This window comes from Spirosoma montaniterrae (genome assembly GCF_001988955.1).
Classification (GTDB): Bacteria; Bacteroidota; Bacteroidia; order Cytophagales; family Spirosomataceae; genus Spirosoma; species Spirosoma montaniterrae.
The window spans coordinates 1,385,922-1,402,803 of sequence record NZ_CP014263.1 but is presented as its reverse complement, the minus strand read 5'-3'; the positions used below and the strand labels follow the sequence as shown (position 1 = coordinate 1,402,803).

At 56.4% G+C, this 16,882-nt stretch carries 18 protein-coding genes; 10 read left to right on the top strand and 8 right to left on the bottom strand.

Translation table 11 applies throughout. The features are described 5' to 3' along the window. The first annotated feature begins 3 nt into the window (after nt 1-3). The 9 genes from hypF to AWR27_RS06035 all read left to right on the top strand — a co-directional run bounded on the left by hypF (nt 4) and on the right by AWR27_RS06035 (nt 8,781). Nucleotides 4-2,340 carry a carbamoyltransferase HypF gene (gene hypF / locus AWR27_RS06075; RefSeq protein WP_077130369.1) on the top strand — a complete coding sequence of 779 codons (2,337 nt, stop codon included), beginning with the start codon at nt 4-6 and terminating at the stop codon, nt 2,338-2,340. Then, nucleotides 2,318-2,593, top strand: coding sequence for a HypC/HybG/HupF family hydrogenase formation chaperone (locus AWR27_RS06070; protein WP_077130368.1), 276 nt, complete (start codon nt 2,318-2,320; stop codon nt 2,591-2,593). Before hypF ends, AWR27_RS06070 begins: the two co-directional genes overlap by 23 nt. Continuing rightward, nucleotides 2,590-3,714, top strand: coding sequence for a hydrogenase formation protein HypD (gene hypD / locus AWR27_RS06065; RefSeq protein WP_077130367.1), 1,125 nt, complete (start codon nt 2,590-2,592; stop codon nt 3,712-3,714). Before AWR27_RS06070 ends, hypD begins: the two co-directional genes overlap by 4 nt. Beyond that, complete coding sequence (hypE, locus tag AWR27_RS06060; RefSeq protein ID WP_077130366.1) at nt 3,711-4,748, top strand: hydrogenase expression/formation protein HypE; 1,038 nt, start codon at nt 3,711-3,713, stop codon at nt 4,746-4,748. The genes hypD and hypE overlap by 4 nt, the downstream gene beginning before the upstream one ends. Nucleotides 4,749-4,751: 3 nt before the next feature. After that, nucleotides 4,752-5,876, top strand: a complete 1,125-nt coding sequence (locus tag AWR27_RS06055) for an NHL repeat-containing protein (RefSeq protein WP_077130365.1) — start codon at nt 4,752-4,754, stop codon at nt 5,874-5,876. Between the two features lie 11 nt (nt 5,877-5,887). Then, nucleotides 5,888-6,544, top strand: coding sequence for an urease accessory protein (locus tag AWR27_RS06050; RefSeq protein ID WP_077130364.1), 657 nt, complete (start codon nt 5,888-5,890; stop codon nt 6,542-6,544). Between the two features lie 2 nt (nt 6,545-6,546). Beyond that, nucleotides 6,547-6,777: a hypothetical protein gene (locus AWR27_RS06045; RefSeq protein WP_077130363.1), complete on the top strand. Its 231-nt coding sequence runs from the start codon at nt 6,547-6,549 to the stop codon at nt 6,775-6,777. Then, nucleotides 6,764-7,321, top strand: coding sequence for a bifunctional nuclease family protein (locus tag AWR27_RS06040; RefSeq protein ID WP_077130362.1), 558 nt, complete (start codon nt 6,764-6,766; stop codon nt 7,319-7,321). The genes AWR27_RS06045 and AWR27_RS06040 overlap by 14 nt, the downstream gene beginning before the upstream one ends. Nucleotides 7,322-7,407: 86 nt before the next feature. Further along, complete coding sequence (locus tag AWR27_RS06035; RefSeq protein WP_232325988.1) at nt 7,408-8,781, top strand: hypothetical protein; 1,374 nt, start codon at nt 7,408-7,410, stop codon at nt 8,779-8,781. Here the strand turns inward: AWR27_RS06035 and AWR27_RS06030 are convergent. After that, nucleotides 8,755-10,008 carry a PAS domain-containing sensor histidine kinase gene (locus tag AWR27_RS06030; protein WP_077130361.1) on the bottom strand — a complete coding sequence of 418 codons (1,254 nt, stop codon included), beginning with the start codon at nt 10,006-10,008 and terminating at the stop codon, nt 8,755-8,757. The two genes, AWR27_RS06035 and AWR27_RS06030, sit on opposite strands and share 27 nt — an antisense overlap. A gap of 132 nt (nt 10,009-10,140) precedes the next feature. Between AWR27_RS06030 and AWR27_RS06025 the strand changes: the two genes are divergently transcribed. Next, the gene (locus AWR27_RS06025) at nt 10,141-10,452 is read left to right on the top strand and encodes a thioredoxin domain-containing protein (protein WP_077130360.1); all 312 of its coding nucleotides are present in this window, start codon (nt 10,141-10,143) and stop codon (nt 10,450-10,452) included. A gap of 82 nt (nt 10,453-10,534) precedes the next feature. On the opposite strand, the gene AWR27_RS06020 is transcribed toward AWR27_RS06025, so the two are convergent. The 7 genes from AWR27_RS06020 to ccoS all read right to left on the bottom strand — a co-directional run bounded on the left by AWR27_RS06020 (nt 10,535) and on the right by ccoS (nt 16,869). Continuing rightward, on the bottom strand, nt 10,535-11,224 hold the full coding sequence (locus tag AWR27_RS06020) for a sulfite exporter TauE/SafE family protein (protein WP_077130359.1): 690 nt from the start codon (nt 11,222-11,224) through the stop codon (nt 10,535-10,537). Then, on the bottom strand, nt 11,221-11,655 hold the full coding sequence (locus tag AWR27_RS06015) for a FixH family protein (protein WP_077130358.1): 435 nt from the start codon (nt 11,653-11,655) through the stop codon (nt 11,221-11,223). The genes AWR27_RS06020 and AWR27_RS06015 overlap by 4 nt, the downstream gene beginning before the upstream one ends. 164 nt (nt 11,656-11,819) lie before the next feature. Continuing rightward, on the bottom strand, nt 11,820-13,253 hold the full coding sequence (ccoG, locus tag AWR27_RS06010; protein ID WP_077130357.1) for a cytochrome c oxidase accessory protein CcoG: 1,434 nt from the start codon (nt 13,251-13,253) through the stop codon (nt 11,820-11,822). 120 nt (nt 13,254-13,373) lie between these two features. After that, entirely contained in the window at nt 13,374-14,186 is an 813-nt protein-coding gene (locus AWR27_RS06005) for a cbb3-type cytochrome c oxidase N-terminal domain-containing protein (RefSeq protein WP_077130356.1), read from the bottom strand. A 16-nt stretch (nt 14,187-14,202) separates the two neighbouring features. After that, on the bottom strand, nt 14,203-14,370 hold the full coding sequence (locus AWR27_RS25475) for a hypothetical protein (RefSeq protein ID WP_198045098.1): 168 nt from the start codon (nt 14,368-14,370) through the stop codon (nt 14,203-14,205). 88 nt (nt 14,371-14,458) lie between these two features. Then, a complete protein-coding gene (gene ccoN, locus AWR27_RS06000; RefSeq protein WP_077130355.1) occupies nt 14,459-16,669 on the bottom strand; it encodes a cytochrome-c oxidase, cbb3-type subunit I in 2,211 nt (736 codons plus the stop codon). Continuing rightward, nucleotides 16,666-16,869, bottom strand: a complete 204-nt coding sequence (gene ccoS / locus AWR27_RS05995; protein ID WP_077130354.1) for a cbb3-type cytochrome oxidase assembly protein CcoS — start codon at nt 16,867-16,869, stop codon at nt 16,666-16,668. The genes ccoN and ccoS overlap by 4 nt, the downstream gene beginning before the upstream one ends. Nucleotides 16,870-16,882: the final 13 nt, after the last annotated feature.

The window sequence follows — 16,882 nt, the reverse complement described above, 5'->3', positions numbered from 1 at the left end:
CCCATGACCTGGCACCTCCATCTAACCGGCCTGGTACAGGGCGTTGGCTTTCGGCCATTCGTCTGGCAACTGGTGCAGGCTATGCAGCTTCGCGGCACGGTCTGCAACGGGGTCGATGGTGTGCATATTTACGTCAATGCCGACAGGGATACGGCAGAGCGGTTTCGGCACCTGTTGCGGGAAAAAGCCCCTCCGCTGGCCCAGATAGACACGATTCGGATGGAGACAGCCGAGCCGACAGACTTCGCTGACTTTCGGATTATCGAAAGCGACGTGCAGGGGCAACCCAATCTGCTGCTGCCCCCGGATATTGCTCTGTGTGCTACGTGCCGAACAGAACTGACCGAACCGGCGAACCGTCGGTTTGGCTACGCGTTCACAACCTGTACACACTGCGGGCCGCGTTATTCGATTCTGCAAAAGCTTCCCTACGACCGACCCGCCACCACGATGGCCCCGTTCGGGATGTGCGCCGATTGCCGAACCGAGTACTACAATCCGGCTGACCGCCGTTTTTTTGCCCAGACCAATTCCTGCCCGGCCTGTCCGGTCGAGTTTCGGCTGTTCGGGGCAGACGGAACAGCCATCGACGCGCGTCAGGAAATGCAGGTAGACGTGTGTTTAACAGCACTCAGGCAGGGCAGCATTGTGGCCGTGAAAGGTATTGGCGGGTATTTGTTGCTCTGTGATGCCACCAACGCCGACACTGTTGAAACGCTGCGTGAGCGCAAACACCGCCCCGCCAAACCACTGGCGGTGCTGTATCCTGACCGGGCTACGCTGGAAGGAGACTGCCACGTCAGGGCCGACGAATGGGACTTGCTGACGGGTGTGGCCGCACCAATCGTGCTGCTCCGTCGGCACGAGCAGCCTGCGTCGGGTATTGCCGTTCAGCAACTGGCACCGGGGCTTGACCATATTGGCGCGATGCTGCCCTACGCCCCGCTGCTGGCTTTGCTGGCCGAAGGTTTTAGTGGGCCATTGGTAGCTACGAGCGGCAACCGGAGTGGTTTCCCCATCTGCTACACCAACGAGCAGGCTCTGACCCAGCTCACCACCGTGGCCGACTACATCCTGACCCACAACCGGGCCATTGCCGTACCGCAGGACGATTCGGTGATGTGGCTGACGCCCGTTTTTCGCCAGCCGGTTATGCTGCGCCGGTCGCGGGGGTACGCGCCGACCTACATCCCGGCCCTGCCAGAAGGCAGCGGAGCAAACACGCTGGCGTTGGGGGCTTCGCTCAAAAGTACCTTCGCCTGGCAGTTGCGGGGAAACACCTATGTAAGTCAGTATCTGGGCGATCTGGAAAGTTTTGACACGCAGGAGCAGTTTCGCCAAACGCTCACGCACTTCCGCACCTTGTTCAACGCTACTCCCACCCTGCTGCTGGCCGATGCCCACGAGGGCTATTTCTCCACCCAACTGGCCCGCGAACTCTCGGCAACCTGGAACATACCGCTTCGGCTGGTGCAACACCATGAGGCTCATCTGGCGGCTGTACTGGCCGAACACGACCTGCTGAACCAACCCCAGCCTGTGCTGGGTATACTCTGGGATGGCACCGGCTACGGCACCGATGGGCAAGTGTGGGGCGGGGAGTTTATTGCTTACAAAGCCAACACCGACGAGCCGTTTACCCGAATGGCCCACTTCGCCTATTTCGACGCACTGCTGGGCGATAAAATGCCCCGTGAACCCCGCCTGTCGGCCCTGTCGCTGGTGCATGAGCATCCCGCTGCGGAGAGCCTGCTACGCAACAGGTTCACGGCTGTCGAGTGGGCTTTCTACCAGAAACTGCTACCACAGAATCGGCTGAAAACAAGCAGTGTAGGACGGCTCTTCGATGCGGTAGCTTCGCTGCTGGGGCTGACCGACCAGGTCAGTTATGAAGGTGAAGCGGCCTTGCTGCTGGAGGAACACGCCACCCGGTTTGTGGAGCAAAATGGCTTTACGACCCTTCGTAGCTACCTGCCCCGTCCCTGGTTCGGCACCAACGTACCGACTCAACACATTGCTGCGGGTGTGCTGGCCGACCGGCTCGCCAACGTGCCGGTCGGGCAAATTGCGGCCACGTTTCATTACACCTTAGTCGAAGTTGTTGCTGCGGTGGCCCGGCAAACGGGACATACCCGACTGGCATTTAGTGGGGGTGTGTTCCAGAATGCCCTCCTGGTCGATTGGCTTCGACACCGGTTTGGACATACGCATACGCTGTTTTTCCATCGTCAGTTGTCGCCCGGCGACGAATGCATTGCGCTCGGCCAACTGGCCCACGTTACCTGTACTCAGTTACTTCACGAAATCTCTGATAACGATGTGCTTAGCTATTCCCGGTAAAATAAAATCCATCGATTACCAGTACGACGGGCTGGTACGTATGGCCCAGATTTCGTTCGGTGGCATTACAAAAGAAGCCAGCCTCGACATGGTGCCGCAGGCGCAGGTCGGCGACTATGTACTGGTACACGTCGGCGTAGCCATCAGCGTCGTCGATGAAGAAGAAGCGCAGAAATCATTTCAGTATTTAGCCGAAATCGGCGAACTGGATGAACTCACCGAAAGCAGTCAGATTGACCGCCACCCGCTATGAAACACCTGACCGAATACCGAAGCGTAGAACTGGTTGAGCAGTACGTGGCGGAACTACACCGCACCGCCACGCGCCCCTGGACCCTCATGGAAGTGTGTGGAGGGCAAACCCACAGCTTAGTGAAAAATGGACTGCTGAACCTGCTGCCCCCATCTATCACGATGGTACACGGACCCGGTTGCCCCGTCTGCGTAACCCCGCTGAACCTGATCGACAAGGCCGTTTATCTGGCCGAAGAGCGGGGCGTAATGCTGTGTTCGTTTGGCGACATGATTCGGGTGCCCGGTTCGCAGAAAAGCCTGCTTGACGCCAAAGCCGCCGGGGCCGACGTGCGGATTCTGTATTCTCCGCTCGAAGCGGTTCGGCTGGCCCGTGAAAACCCGCACCGCGACGTGGTGTTTTTTGCCGTGGGTTTCGAGACAACCGCCCCGGCCAATGCCCTTTCCGTGCTACAGGCTCGGCAACTGGGCCTGAAAAACTATTCGATTCTGGCTTCGCACGTGCTGGTGCCGCCCGCTATGGAGGCCGTGATGCAGGATGCCGATACCAACATTCAGAGCTTTCTGGCGGCAGGGCACGTTTGTGCCATCATGGGTTTGGATGAGTACCTTCCGCTGGTGCGCCGGTACGGGTTGCCCATCGTGGTTACGGGCTTCGAGCCGGTCGATTTGTTGCAGGGCATTCTGATGGCCGTGCGGCAGTTGGAACGGGGCGAAGCGCGTCTCGAAAATCAGTACGTTCGCGTGGTGCGGCCCGAAGGCAACCCCGAAGCCCGGCGCATCATCGGACAGGTGTTCGAGACCGTTGACCGCGAATGGCGGGGCATTGGCACAATTCCGGGCAGCGGCTGGGCGGTGCGTCCCGAACTGGCCGACTTCGACGCCGACAAAAAATTCGCAGTAACCATTGCCAAAGCTCCCGAATGCCCCGACTGCATTGCTGGACTGGTGCTGAAAGGCATCAAAAAACCGCACGAGTGCAGTCAGTTTGGTCGAGCCTGCACCCCCGAACGTCCGCTGGGTGCGCCGATGGTGTCATCAGAAGGAGCCTGCGCAGCCTATTACCATTTTGCTTCCGTAGAGACGCAAGATGTTGCGTCTCTACAAATTTCAAAATTATGATACTTTCCTGCCCGATGCCCAAGCTGGATTTTGACGTAATCACCCTCGGTCACGGGAGCGGAGGCATATTAACCCATAAACTGCTGGAAGCGGGCGTGTTCGACCTGCTCCGAAATCCGCTGCTCGACACCCACCACGACGGGGCTATGCTGACTTTCGGCGGGCCGGTGGCCTTCACCACCGATAGCTACGTGATTACGCCCGTTTTCTTTCCCGGCGGCAATATCGGCGAACTGGCCGTGAACGGCACAGTCAACGACCTGGCTATGTGCGGAGCCATTCCCCGGTATCTGTCGCTGAGTTTTATTCTCGAAGAAGGGCTGACCATGACCGAGTTCTGGCAGGTGCTGGTCAGCATCAAAGAAGCCGCCGAACGGGCTGGCGTACAGGTCGTAACGGGCGATACGAAGGTGGTGGAGCGGGGAAAAGGCGACAAACTGTTTATCAATACATCGGGGCTGGGCGAGGTGCATCCGCGTGCGGCCATTAGCAGCCGACGGGTGCAGCCGGGCGACAAAATCATTGTCAGCGGCCCGGTTGCCACCCACGGCATTGCCATTATGTCGGTGCGCGAAGGGCTGGCATTCGATACGACACTCGAAAGCGACACGGCCCCGCTGAACCACACCGTGCGCGCCCTGCTCGATGAGTTCGGGTCAGGCATTCACCTGCTGCGCGACCCCACACGCGGGGGTGTGGCAACGGTGCTCAACGAAATAGCCCGCGATACGAAAACCGGTGTCGATATCCGGCAGGCCGCCATCCCCGTTCTCGACGAAGTAATGGGTGCCTGCGAACTGCTGGGTCTCGACCCGCTCTATGTAGCCAATGAGGGCGTCTTTCTGGCATTGGTGGCGGCAGAGGTTGCCGACCGGTTTGTGGGCATGCTTCAGTCACTACCCTACGGCGAATCGGCAGCGATCATCGGCGAGGTGGTGGCCGCGCATCCGGGGCAGGTCGTTCTGACGAGCCGTATTGGTGGTCGGCGCGTGGTAAATATGCTGGTGGGTGAGCAACTGCCCCGTATCTGTTGAACTATGACTACGACAACCCTCTCCTATCTTACTCCTTCGCTGCCAGATGCCCCACCGCTGGTTCATGACAGCCGGGTCTTTCGGGGCAGTGCCGGGCGTCCATTGCTGGCCCCGCGTGGCGTATGGGCCGTAGGTGGGCGGCTCATCGTTGCCGATACCGGGCAGAACCGGGTATTTATCTGGAACCACATACCCGACACCGAGTTTACCGAGCCGGACGTGGTGCTGGGGCAGACCGATGCCGCTGAAACCGGACGCAATGCGGGGGGCGGTGCCGGTGCCAGTACGTTGCAGTACCCTTCGGGTCTGTGGTCGGATGGTGAGCGGTTGGTGGTGGCCGACGCCTGGAATCACCGGGTGCTGGTCTGGCACCGGTTTCCAACCCAAACCGGCCAACAGGCCGACGTAGTACTGGGGCAACCCGACTTTAGCCATAACGAGCCGAACATACGCGGCATTGGGGCCGGGCCAACCGAGCGGAGTCTGAACTGGCCTTACGGCGTAACCTCCGATGGACAGCGGCTCTGGATTGCCGACACCGGCAACCGGCGAATTCTCTACTATGACACACTTCCTGTCGACTCCTACGCCCCGGCCACGGCAGTAATTGGCAAAGATAGTTTTACCGAGCGCGACTACGAGTCGGAGCAACCCATCTGGCCGTACTCGGTCAGGCTGGGGCCGGGGGGACAACTGGCCGTGGCCGATACGCAATATTACCGAACATTGCTCTGGCACGACTGGCAAACCGCCCCCCATCAACAGGCCGACGTAGTGCTGGGGCAACCCGATTTTGACAGCAACGGGCAGAATCAGTACGGTCTGTTTCCGGCCCGGCACACGCAAAGCTGGACCTACGACGCCTATTTTCACGGCGAAGGGCTGCTGGTAGCCGATACCGGTAATAGCCGCCTGCTGTGGTTCGCGAACGTACCTACGCAGCATAATCCACCCGCCGACAACCTCATCGGTCACGCCCGTTTCGACACTGGCAGCGAGAACGCCAACACCCGTTTTGGCACCGACAGGCAGCTTTACTGGCCCTTCTCCATCTGTACCGACGCAGAGCGGCTGTTCATTGCCGATACGGGCAACCACCGCATTGTCATCAGCCACTTTACCCACTAACGAACCGATTTATGGATCAACTGCTGCCGTTTTTGCTGGCTCTGAGCGTAGGATTTGCCCACGCCTTCGAGGCTGACCATTTAGTGGCCGTCAGCAACATCGTTACGCGCCGAAACAACATCGGGCTTGCGCTGAAAGACGGGATTTTCTGGGGGCTGGGCCACTCGTCTACAATCCTTCTGGTGGGTAGCATTTTCATCGTCGGGAAGTTCGTGCTACATGAAGAGAATTTCCGCTACCTCGAAGCGGGCGTGGGGGTAATGTTGCTGAGTTTGGGCGTTTTCAGACTGTATCGCCTGACCACGCAATCAACCAATGCGGTGGCACACGTGCCGGGTAGTCAGGTGTTGCACCTGCACACGCAGCCAATCAGCAACCACACCCACAGGCTGGCCTACGGCGTGGGGCTAATCCACGGGCTGGCTGGTAGCGGGGCACTGATTTTGTCGGTACTCACCCAGATCAAAGGTACGGGTGCGGGTTTACTTTACCTGACCCTGTTCGGAACAGGCTCCATCGGCGGCATGATGGTAGCTGCCGGCGCGTTTAGCGTTCCCCTGGCACTGCGCTGGCAACGTCGCAGTGCCGTCCGCAGCGTCCTGACCGTTCTCTCGTCGGTCTGTTGCGTCGTGCTCGGTATCCGGGTATTGTGGGAAAACCTGAACTGACCATGTCCGACTATAACGAAACAGATTTCGTGCTGTATGCCCTTGAGCAGATGAAGATAGCGGTGCAGGTACGCGCAGGGCGGCATATTACGCTGGAAAACGGGTATCACATCGAGGTAGAAGGGCGCAACCTGTACCGACTTTCAGTAGAAGGATTTGTAATTTCTCCCTTCGATGACATTGGCGAACTGTGCCTGTTTATTCAACGCAACGAAACCGATGCCGCCAATTGACTTATCGATTATAGCCCTGTCGGAAAGCATCTCCCAGCCGGGCAACTACGCCCTCATTCTGGAAGACAAGGAAGGAAAACGGCGCATTCCACTCGTCATTGGCCCCACCGAGGCACAGGCGATTGCTGTGGCTATGGAAAAGATGCAGCCGCTACGTCCGTTTACGCATGACCTGATAACGAACATCATGCGGCAAACAGGTGTGCGGCTCAAAGAAGTACTCATCAGCCGCTTCGAGAACGATATTTTTTACGCCGACATCGTGCTGCTTCGGGACAATGGCGAGGCAATCAGCATGGATGCCCGGCCCTCCGATGCCATTGCTCTGGCCGTTCGGTTCGATTGCCCGCTCCGGGCCACGCCCGACGTGGTGGAAGCTTCGGGGTATTTTGTGGATGACCGCACACGCGACAAAAAAGGCTCCTACGCTGAATACACGCTCGCTGAACTGGAGGAATTACTGACGAAAATTATCAAAAAAGAAGATTACGAAAGCGCGGCCCGCATTCGTGACGCCATCGACCGACGGCGCGGGATGGGGTAGCTTATGTCGGCAAAAGAATAGAATTCTCCAGTCTAATAGTTGGTTTGTTAAGGCACTATTCGCGTATTTACAGGCGTTTTAATAAGATGAACAACCTGATGAACGAACAGCCCGAACAGCCAAACCGTCTGGAGCCAATTCAACAGCCTGACTTTCAGCACGGCTACGCGAGTGGCGTGGAGGGCGTAAATCGTGAAACCTACGAAGGCTACCTGTCGAGCCGGGTCAGCGTTGATTGGCTAACCAACCGTATTCAGGAAAAACGAGACGCACTCCGTCAACTCGACCAGCATACCGCTGAAACTACCGAAGCCCGGCGCAACACCTTCGCCGATTTACAAACGCATACGCAACAGGTAGACCGGCTGGCAAAACAGGCTGGTCAGTACGAAGCCGACCGGCAGGCCATTCTGACCGAGCGCGAGAGCCTGCGCGAACGCCGGGCCAAAGCCGCTCCTGAGTATTCGCTGCTGGCGGGGCTGCTGTTTCTGGTGGCAGGCATATCGTTTCTGGCGGGCGATCTGATTATTTCGCACGAAATTGTGGCCTACGCGCTCAACATCCGTGATACCAACGAAGCCTGGGCTTTTGCGGTGGGTCTGGCAATGGTGTCGATTCTATTGAAACCCGCCTACGACCGGCTCATTGAGCAGCCGTATCAGCAAGACCCCGTAAAGCATGGCTCCCGCTATGGGCGTTTCAAGCTGGCACTGGCCGGTTTCGCCGTTGTGACGCTGGCCGTGCTGGGCTGGTTTCGGTACGAAGCCTACCGCACCGACCAACTGAAAGCCGCCATCAACAAATCGGTGCGGCAACTGCAACTTAACACCGACCCGCTGGCAACGTCGCAAACGCTGGACGAGCGGACACTCAACAAAATCGAGCAGCAGCTACGCGAGTCGAGTGAGTTAAATCTGACGCTCGTAAACAGCCCGTGGGCGTTGCTTTCATTCGTACTGAGCGGCATTCTGTTTGCGCTGGCGGGTGCTGTGTGTCTGGGCATTGCGCTGCCGGTGTTGTCGGCGTTCTGGTTCCGGTGGTTGCAGGCCGATAGTAAGCTGTGGAAACTGCGCCGTCGGCAGAAGCGATTAGAGAAACTACTGACCCCGCTCGAAACCGAACTGGCCGAACAGCGTACCCGCCAAAACATTCTCCAGCACAACCTCGATCTGCTGCCCGATCTGGCCGAACTGAAAACCCGCCAACAATCGCTGACCAACGACCTCGACGTGCTGCTGGAAGACCTGAAGCTGGCCCAAACCGACAGCCGCATTCATAATTTTAACGACGGATATGGACAGGGTGAAGCCACCCGCACAGCCCTAAGCCCCGACGAACAACGGCAGTTTCGTCAGGACTTGCGGTATCGACACATATCGACCCGCAACGGACACCACACGAACGGAAATGGCATGAATGGCACAAACGGAAAATCATACGTGCCGACTCGGGAAGAGTGATGCAGCCTGGCCCGGATACGGGTTTTTCAGGCTATGCAGCACAACGGTTACGGTAGTGCCCACGCCGGGTTCGCTGGTGAGCGAAACGGTGCCGCCCAGCAGTTCGACGTAACGGCCAACGATGTGTAGGCCCAACCCTGTTCCGGCAATATTGGTAGCGTTTTTGGCCCGAAAAAACCGCCCGAACAAGTGTTCCTGGTCATCTTTTGGAATGCCGATGCCCTGATCGGCCACCACCAGGGTTAGCTGTTCTTCGGCGCAGTGGCACCGTATCGTCACAACCGACCCCGGCCCCGAATATTTGATGGCATTCGACAGCAGGTTGACCATCACTTTACGCAGCAGCGACGAATCGAGCCAAACCGGGCAGTCACACAGCACGTCGGTTTGCACAGTCTGCCCTTCTTTCAGCATCCCCTGCATGTCGGCCACAGTTTCGGCAATCAGCTTCGGCACATCCGTTTCGGCGGGGTGCGGTTCAATACGCCCTTCTTCCAGCCGCCCAACCGACAGAAACTCTTCCAGAATATCGTTCAGGTGATTGACCGAAGCCCGGATGCGGTCGAGGTGACGCAGCCGTTTGTCCTGCTGTTCGGTGGTTGTGTATTTTTCGATGAGCGCGGCTGACGTGAGCACGGTAGTGAGTGGCGTGCGAAACTCGTGCGACGCCATCGACACAAAGCGCGATTTCAGTTCGCCTAATTCCCGTTCGGCGGCTAAAGCGCGGGTCAGTTCATCACGCGATTGCTCCAACTGTTCGAGCGTATTCATGAGCGCGTGGGTGCGGTCGGCTACTTTCTGTTCGAGGTCGGCGTTGAGCCGCTGAATATAGTCGCGCTGGTCCAGCAACTGCCGTTCGGTTTCTTTCTTGAGGGTGATGTCGATGATGTATGCTACCACGAACAACTCATCGTTCTGTCGAAAATAACTGAGACTGATTTCGACCGGGAACACCGAGCCATCTTTCCGGCGGGCGTGTAAATCGCGGTTGTGGCCCATAGCCCGCACCGATGGATTTTCGACAAACGACTGCCGCAGCCGGGCATGAATACCCTGAACCGGCACCGGCACCAGCACGTCGATGTTTTGGTTTAATAACTCATCACGCTCATAACCAAACAGTTGCTGAACCATTTGATTAATTGATACGATCTGTCCCGCGCTGTCAGACACAAGTATGCCGATGGTAGCGTGGGTAAAAACAGGGTTGTTAAATAGCGTATGCATGTCGTTGGGCAAACCGCTGGTAAAAATAGCCGATACCTACTAAAATCAGCCGCGTTTCTGACAGGCATCAGGGCTGAAAGCGATTAATCGACCGATTTTTGTCCGTATAATCTGAAATTCCATCAGTCTGTTATGGATGCTACGCACACAACGCCAATTTACATACCGGCCCAGACAGCGGTGCTGTTGTGTTTTCTGCCCGCCAAACCTCAACCGCCGGCAGAGGGTGCATCGCTTTCGGTACTGACAGACCGGCTGCAACAACAGTTACCGCCCTCGGTACGGCTCCTGAAAGTTGATGAAATTCGCCACGCCGACGTAGTTAAGAGCTTTAACCTGAGTCAGTTGCCCGCTTTCGTCCTGGTACAGCAAGGCGTTGAATTGGGTCGTCGGGAAGGAACCCGCAGTTGGGATGACGTGGTGTCGCTTACGGGGCTGTTGTGAATTTGCTTCATTTAGCGGGCGAATTAATTCGCGCGCTAAATGAAGCAATATGAAATACAGGTAAAGCCCGCAGGTACGACTGCTAACGCCCTCCGTGACAGATTGTTATTGGCTCTTTCGTATCCGATTTTAGGGTAGGCTGATACAGACCCCGGCCCAGCAGTAAAATACCCAGCCCCACCGTTACCAACGGTGTCAGTCGCGACAACTGCCGACGCAGACCTGCCGAAAAGAACGCTGGCACAAAACGTACCAGCACCAATGCGGGTACGGTGCCTAAGCCAAACAGAACCATATAGGTAGCACTTCCCGGCGCACTCCCGGTTACAACGGCCCCGGCCAAGGCTACATATACCATGCCGCAGGGCAGCAGTCCATTCAGTACCCCCAATAGTCCGAATGACGTTAACGAGGGCGACTGAAACAACCGCGCCATCGGCACCGAAAGCCAGCGCATAGGCCGCAACGCCGTTAGCCCACCAAATCGGCTCCGGGTAACTATGGGCCAAACCAATAGCAGCAGCCCGGCACCAATAGCTAACGGTTGCTGTAAGCCAGCCAGCAACAGCCCATGCCCGACACTGCCCAACACTAAACCCAAAGCCGCGTAGGCCAGCAACCGCCCGGCATGATACAGCCCCACGGCAATCCCGCGTTGCGCTTGTGGCAGTCGGCCAACGGGTAGCGCAGCCGCCAGCGGGCCGCACATTCCGACGCAGTGCAGACTACCGGCCACGCCCGCCAGCAAGGCCGTTAGTAGCCAGGCACTCATAAAAACACCTCGTTTTCAGTGTAGTAGTCGCGTTGCCCGTCGGTCCAGCTAATCTGAACGCGCCAGTGGCCCCGTGCCAGTTTGCTGGTCGGTACAAGAGTTCGGCGGCTTGTGGTTTGCGCGTTGGGTATCGACACGCGAAAATCCTGCTGCCGGTCGGCGGGGCGGTAGAAGGTAATGGTGCCGCGCCGGAGTGAGGTAGGCAGTGCAAACGCCAGTTGCTGTTCGGTTTCGAGGTAGGTCATGTTTACCAAATTGGTTAGCCGGGCCGCGTTGCTTACCCGGTCGATGTGTTTTTGATGAGCCAGTTCGCTCTGATAATAATCGTCGCGTACCAAATCGACGCGCTGCTGACACATCCAGTACACCATTGTGCCAATGAATCCGGCAAAGGCAATGAATGTCAACGTAATAGCTTTTCCCCAATTCATGATGTTGAGTGGTTGAATGATTGAATGATTGAATGGTTGAATGGTTGAGTGGTTGAGTGGTTGAATGGTTGAGTGATTGGATGGTTGAATGGTGCGCGATGGTTTCATTCTATCATTCAACCACTCAATCATTCAACCACTCCATCATTCAATCATTCAACCACTCAATCCGTTGGTCCTAAAAAGGTTGTTTTTACATCGCTCACCGGTTCGCCGTTGGCGGTGATGTGGAGCGTTACGGGTGTGCTGCTGGCGTGGATGGCGCGTTCGGGCAGATCGATAAAAAACAAAGCTTTGGTAAGCGAACCGGGCGGCAGCGAATAGAGCGGCTGTACGAACCGCAACCGTGCATCTGTTCGCTCGGGCTTGATAGTCAGCGACATAGATTGGTAGGTTTTGTTAATAATTTCGACGCTGTAGAGGTTCGAGACGGTCTGTCCCGGCCCGCGTTGATACAGTTGCCCCGGTGCCCGCAACACCGTTACGTCGGCAGCGGGTCGGCTGATGAGCAGAAATCCCATCAGGCCCAGCAACCCCAGCAGCACCGCACTGTAGGCTACGATTCGCCCCGTTAGTCGAAACGGGCGTCTCTGCTCGATACCGTTTTGCGAATCTATCCGAATCAGCCCGCGTGGGCGACTGATTTTGTCCATCACCTCGTCGCAGGCGTCCATGCAGGCCGTGCAGTTGATACACTCCAACTGAATCCCGTTCCGAATATCAATACCCGTCGGGCACACCTGCACACACAGTTTGCAATCGACGCAGTCCCCCTTTGGGGAGTTAAAAATTAAAAGTGAAAAATGATTTTCACTTTTAATTTTTAACTCTTCATTTTTCACTCTCTTTCCCCTCGGCTCTCCGCGCAGGTAGTCGTAGGCGACGACGAGCGAATTTTTGTCGAGCATAACGCCCTGCAAGCGTCCGTATGGGCAGATGGTCGTACAAACGATTTCGCGCAATCGGGCGAAAACGAGGTAAAAAACACCCGTAAATACCAGCATACTCGCCAGCCCGCCGAGGTGTTGCGCGGGGTTGTCGGTGATAATGGCAACCAGTTGGTCGCGGCCAATCAGGTATGCCAGAAAGGTGTTACTAATCAGAAACGAAATCAGAAAAAATACGCCGTGCTTGGCCGTTTTCTTCGCGACTTTTTCGGTTGTCCACGGCCCGGCGTCTAAGCGTCGTTTGGCGTTGTGATCACCTTCAATCAGCGTTTCGATTTTGCGGAACACCATCTCCATAAAAATCGTCTGCGGACAGGCCCAGCCGCACCAGACCCGCCCAAACACCACCGTAAACAGTGCGATAAACACGACAAACGTAATCAGGCCGATAGCGACCAAATAAAAATCCTGCGGCCAGAACGGAACGCCAAATACGACGAATCGCCGTTCGATCACGTTGAACAGAAACAGCGGATGCCCATCGACCCAAACAAACGGCCCGGCAAACAAACAAGCCAGCAACACCCAGGCCACCCACGTCCGCCAGCGCGTAAACCGCCCCGACGTAGCGCGTGGATAGAGCCACTTCCGCCCGCCATCGGCCTGTTGATTTGGCAGGTGTATACGAAACGATTCGTCGGCGTCAATCATACTATTAGAGACAAATTGTTACACAGAGATGCCCGGAGATTACACAGAGTCGCCCAGAGAAAAAATCTCCGCGTAACTCACTTTCCTCTGTGCATCTCTGTGTAACAACTATTTACGTATTTACCGCAACGCTACTTTCTCGGTTTCAGGCGCGACTTTATCGCCCTGCGGGGGTTTGGCACCGGGCGGATTAGTACCCTGGAGTGACAGAATAAAACTCGTGACCTGCTGCACCTGCAACGGGTTGAGTTGTTTCTTCCACGGTAGCATCCCTTTTTCGGGAACGCCCTCCGTAATGGTGTGGAAAATAGCTTTCACCGACCCGCCGTGCAGCCAGTAATCATCGGTCAGGTTGGGACCAACGCCCCCCTGCCCGGCGGCTCCGTGACAGGCTACGCAATATTGGGTGTACAGCGTCTGCCCATCGGCGAGGGCTTTGGCATCGGTCAGGCGGGTGGCGGTATTTTCGTTGATTTTACCCGCCACGAGCTTGATGTAAGCGGCCCGCTTTTCTTCGGCTACGGCCACTTCCTGCGTATATTCTTCCGTTTGCAGTTTGCCCACGCTCACAACGTGAAACAAAAACAGGTAGATAACCCCAAACCCGATGGTGCCGTAGAACAGATACATAAACCACGGGGGCGTTGGGTTATTGAGTTCGACTATACCGTCGTAGGCGTGTTCCATGGCGAGATTTTTCTCCTCGCTAAGAGGCTTCAACCCCGTAAATCGTTGCCAGAACGTCAGCTTAGGCGCGTCGGATTGGGTATCGGGGTAGAGGGCCTGCTTCAGCACGAACGCCAGATACGCCGTAACGCCGAGAATAATCAGCATACCGATGCCGACCAGCATCAGCATCATCAGCCAGAGCAGTTCCTCACCCGATTTCAGGCTCCAGATCGAGTCGGGTGCGATTACAAGAAGTTTGTTCATAAAGGTGGGTAGCTGATTAGACAGACGTATCATCGAGCGGTAGTTGACTAATATGCCGGAGGTGTTCTTTATCGGCCAGCAGCAGATACAGCCCTACCAGCACGAAGAAAATCAGAAAGGTCAGAAACGAGCCAACCATGTACACATCGGCACCCGGAATGGCAGAGATAAATTGCTTGAACATGGGGAAAAGTTAAAAGTGAAGAGTTAAAAGTGAAAAATGATAAGACAGATTATCCATCAGACATTTATCACTTTTAACTTTTAATTTTTCACTGATTTACGGTTTCCATTTTCTTAATGTCTGTGCCGAGTCGCTGGAGGTAGGCGATCAGGGCTACTATTTCGCGGTCCGATTTCACCTTGATACCATCTTCGGCGAGTCGGGTCGCTACGGCGTCGGCTTGTTTTTTCAGGTCGTCGTTGGCATAGAGCACGTCGGCATCGGCATAGGGAACGCCTACTTTCTGCAACGCCTGCATCTTGGCTGCCGTGTTTGATACGTCGAGTTGCTGAGTCAGCAGCCACGGGTAGGCAGGCATAATCGAGCCGGGCGACATCGACTGTGGGTCGCGCATGTGGTGGTAATGCCAGGAATCGGGATATTTGCCGCCTTGTCTCTGTAGGTCGGGACCGGTGCGCTTGCTGCCCCACAGAAAGGGGTGGTCGTATACGTACTCGCCTGCTTTCGAGTAGTCGCCATAGCGTTCGGTTTCGGAGCGGAACGGTCGCACCAACTGACTGTGGCAACCCACGCAGCCTTCGCGGATGTAGAGGTCGCGACCCTGCAACTCAAGCGCGGTGTAAGGTTGCACTGCCGGAATGGTCGGTACGTTGTTGCGAACCATAAACGTCGGCACCAACTCGATAAGCGAACCGATCAGAATTACAACTAATGAGCCAACCAGCAGCGGCATCGGCTTGCGTTCGAGCCAGCGGTGCCAGTAGGTATCCTGGCCGGTGGGCGTATACGCTTTGGCTAAGGCCGGGGCTTCGGCGGGTTCGTTGGCCGTGAGCGACCCCTTCGCCATTGTCTTAAACAGGTTGTAGGCCATCAGAATGGCACCAATCAGGTAAATGGTTCCGCCAATAGCCCGCATCTGGTGCATGGGCAGCAGCCGGATGGTGGTTTCGAGGAAATTGGGGTACTTCATCACGCCCTCGGGCGTAAACTCTTTCCACATCATGCCCTGCGTGAAGCCCGAAATGTACATCGGAATGGCATAGAACAGAATGCCGAGCGTGCCGAGCCAGAAGTGCGTGTTCATCAGCTTGTTCGAGAACAACGGCGTATGATACAGGCGCGGAATGAGCCAGTACAGCATAGCGAACGTGAGGAAGCCGTTCCAGCCGAGCGCACCCACGTGTACGTGTGCCACCACCCAGTCGGTGAAGTGGGCAATGGCGTTTACGTTCTTGAGCGAGAGCAGCGGCCCCTCGAAAGTCGCCATGCCGTAGGCGGTCAGCCCCACGACCATGAACTTCAGAATAGCGTCTTCACGAACCTTGTCCCAGGCTCCGCGCAGGGTTAGCAGGCCGTTAATCATGCCGCCCCACGAGGGTGCAATGAGCATTACCGAAAACACGACGCCCAGCGACTGCGCCCAGTCGGGTAGCGAGCTATACAGCAGGTGGTGCGGCCCGGCCCAGATGTAGATGAAAATCAAGGCCCAGAAGTGCAGAATCGACAGTTTATACGAATACACGGGACGGTTCGCCATCTTGGGCAGGAAGTAGTACATCATGCCGAGGTAGGGCGTTGTCAGGAAAAAAGCTACGGCATTATGCCCGTACCACCACTGCACGAGCGCGTCCTGCACCCCGGCATAGAGCGAGTAACTTTTCAGGAAACTGACCGGCATTTCCATCGAGTTGACGATGTGCAGCACGGCCACCGTCACGAACGTAGCGATGTAAAACCAGATGGCTACGTACAGGTGCCGTTCGCGCCGTTTGATGATGGTGCCGAACATATTGACGCCAAATACCACCCAGATGAGCGTGATGGCAATGTCGATGGGCCACTCGAGTTCGGCGTATTCTTTGGAGGTAGTAATCCCCAGCGGCAAGGTTGCCACCGCCGACAAAATAATGAGCTGCCAGCCCCAGAAGTGAATTTTGCTGAGCAAATCGCTGAACATGCGGGCCTTGCAAAGCCGTTGCAGCGAGTAGTACACGCCCATAAAGATGGCGTTGCCCACAAACGCGAAAATTACGGCGTTGGTATGCAGCGGTCGGATGCGCCCGAAGGTGGTGTACTGATTGCCGAGGTTAGCTCCCGTGTGGAACAACTGTGTGGCCGCAATAACGCCTACGAGCATACCGATAATGCCCCAGATAACGGTAGCCACGCCGAAATCACGGACAATACGATTGTCGTAGGCAAAGCGTTCGGCCACGGGCCGCGACCCCGGCGGGGGCTGACCAATCGCGGACCGGTCGGCGGAGATTATAACGGTTGGTTGGTTCGATGTAACGTTCATAAGGTGTTGGCAGAGGTATTTTTTGGTTCCATAGATAATTGATTGACAGGCTCTTCGGGCACGGTATCGTCGAGCAGCATACGGAGCGAGGGCGTATAGAGGTCGTCCTGCTGGCCTGTGCGCATCGACCAGATGAATGCCCCCAGAAACCCCAGGGCCATCAGCAGACTAATACCAATCATAAAGAAGATAACCGACATACCCGGTGGTGTT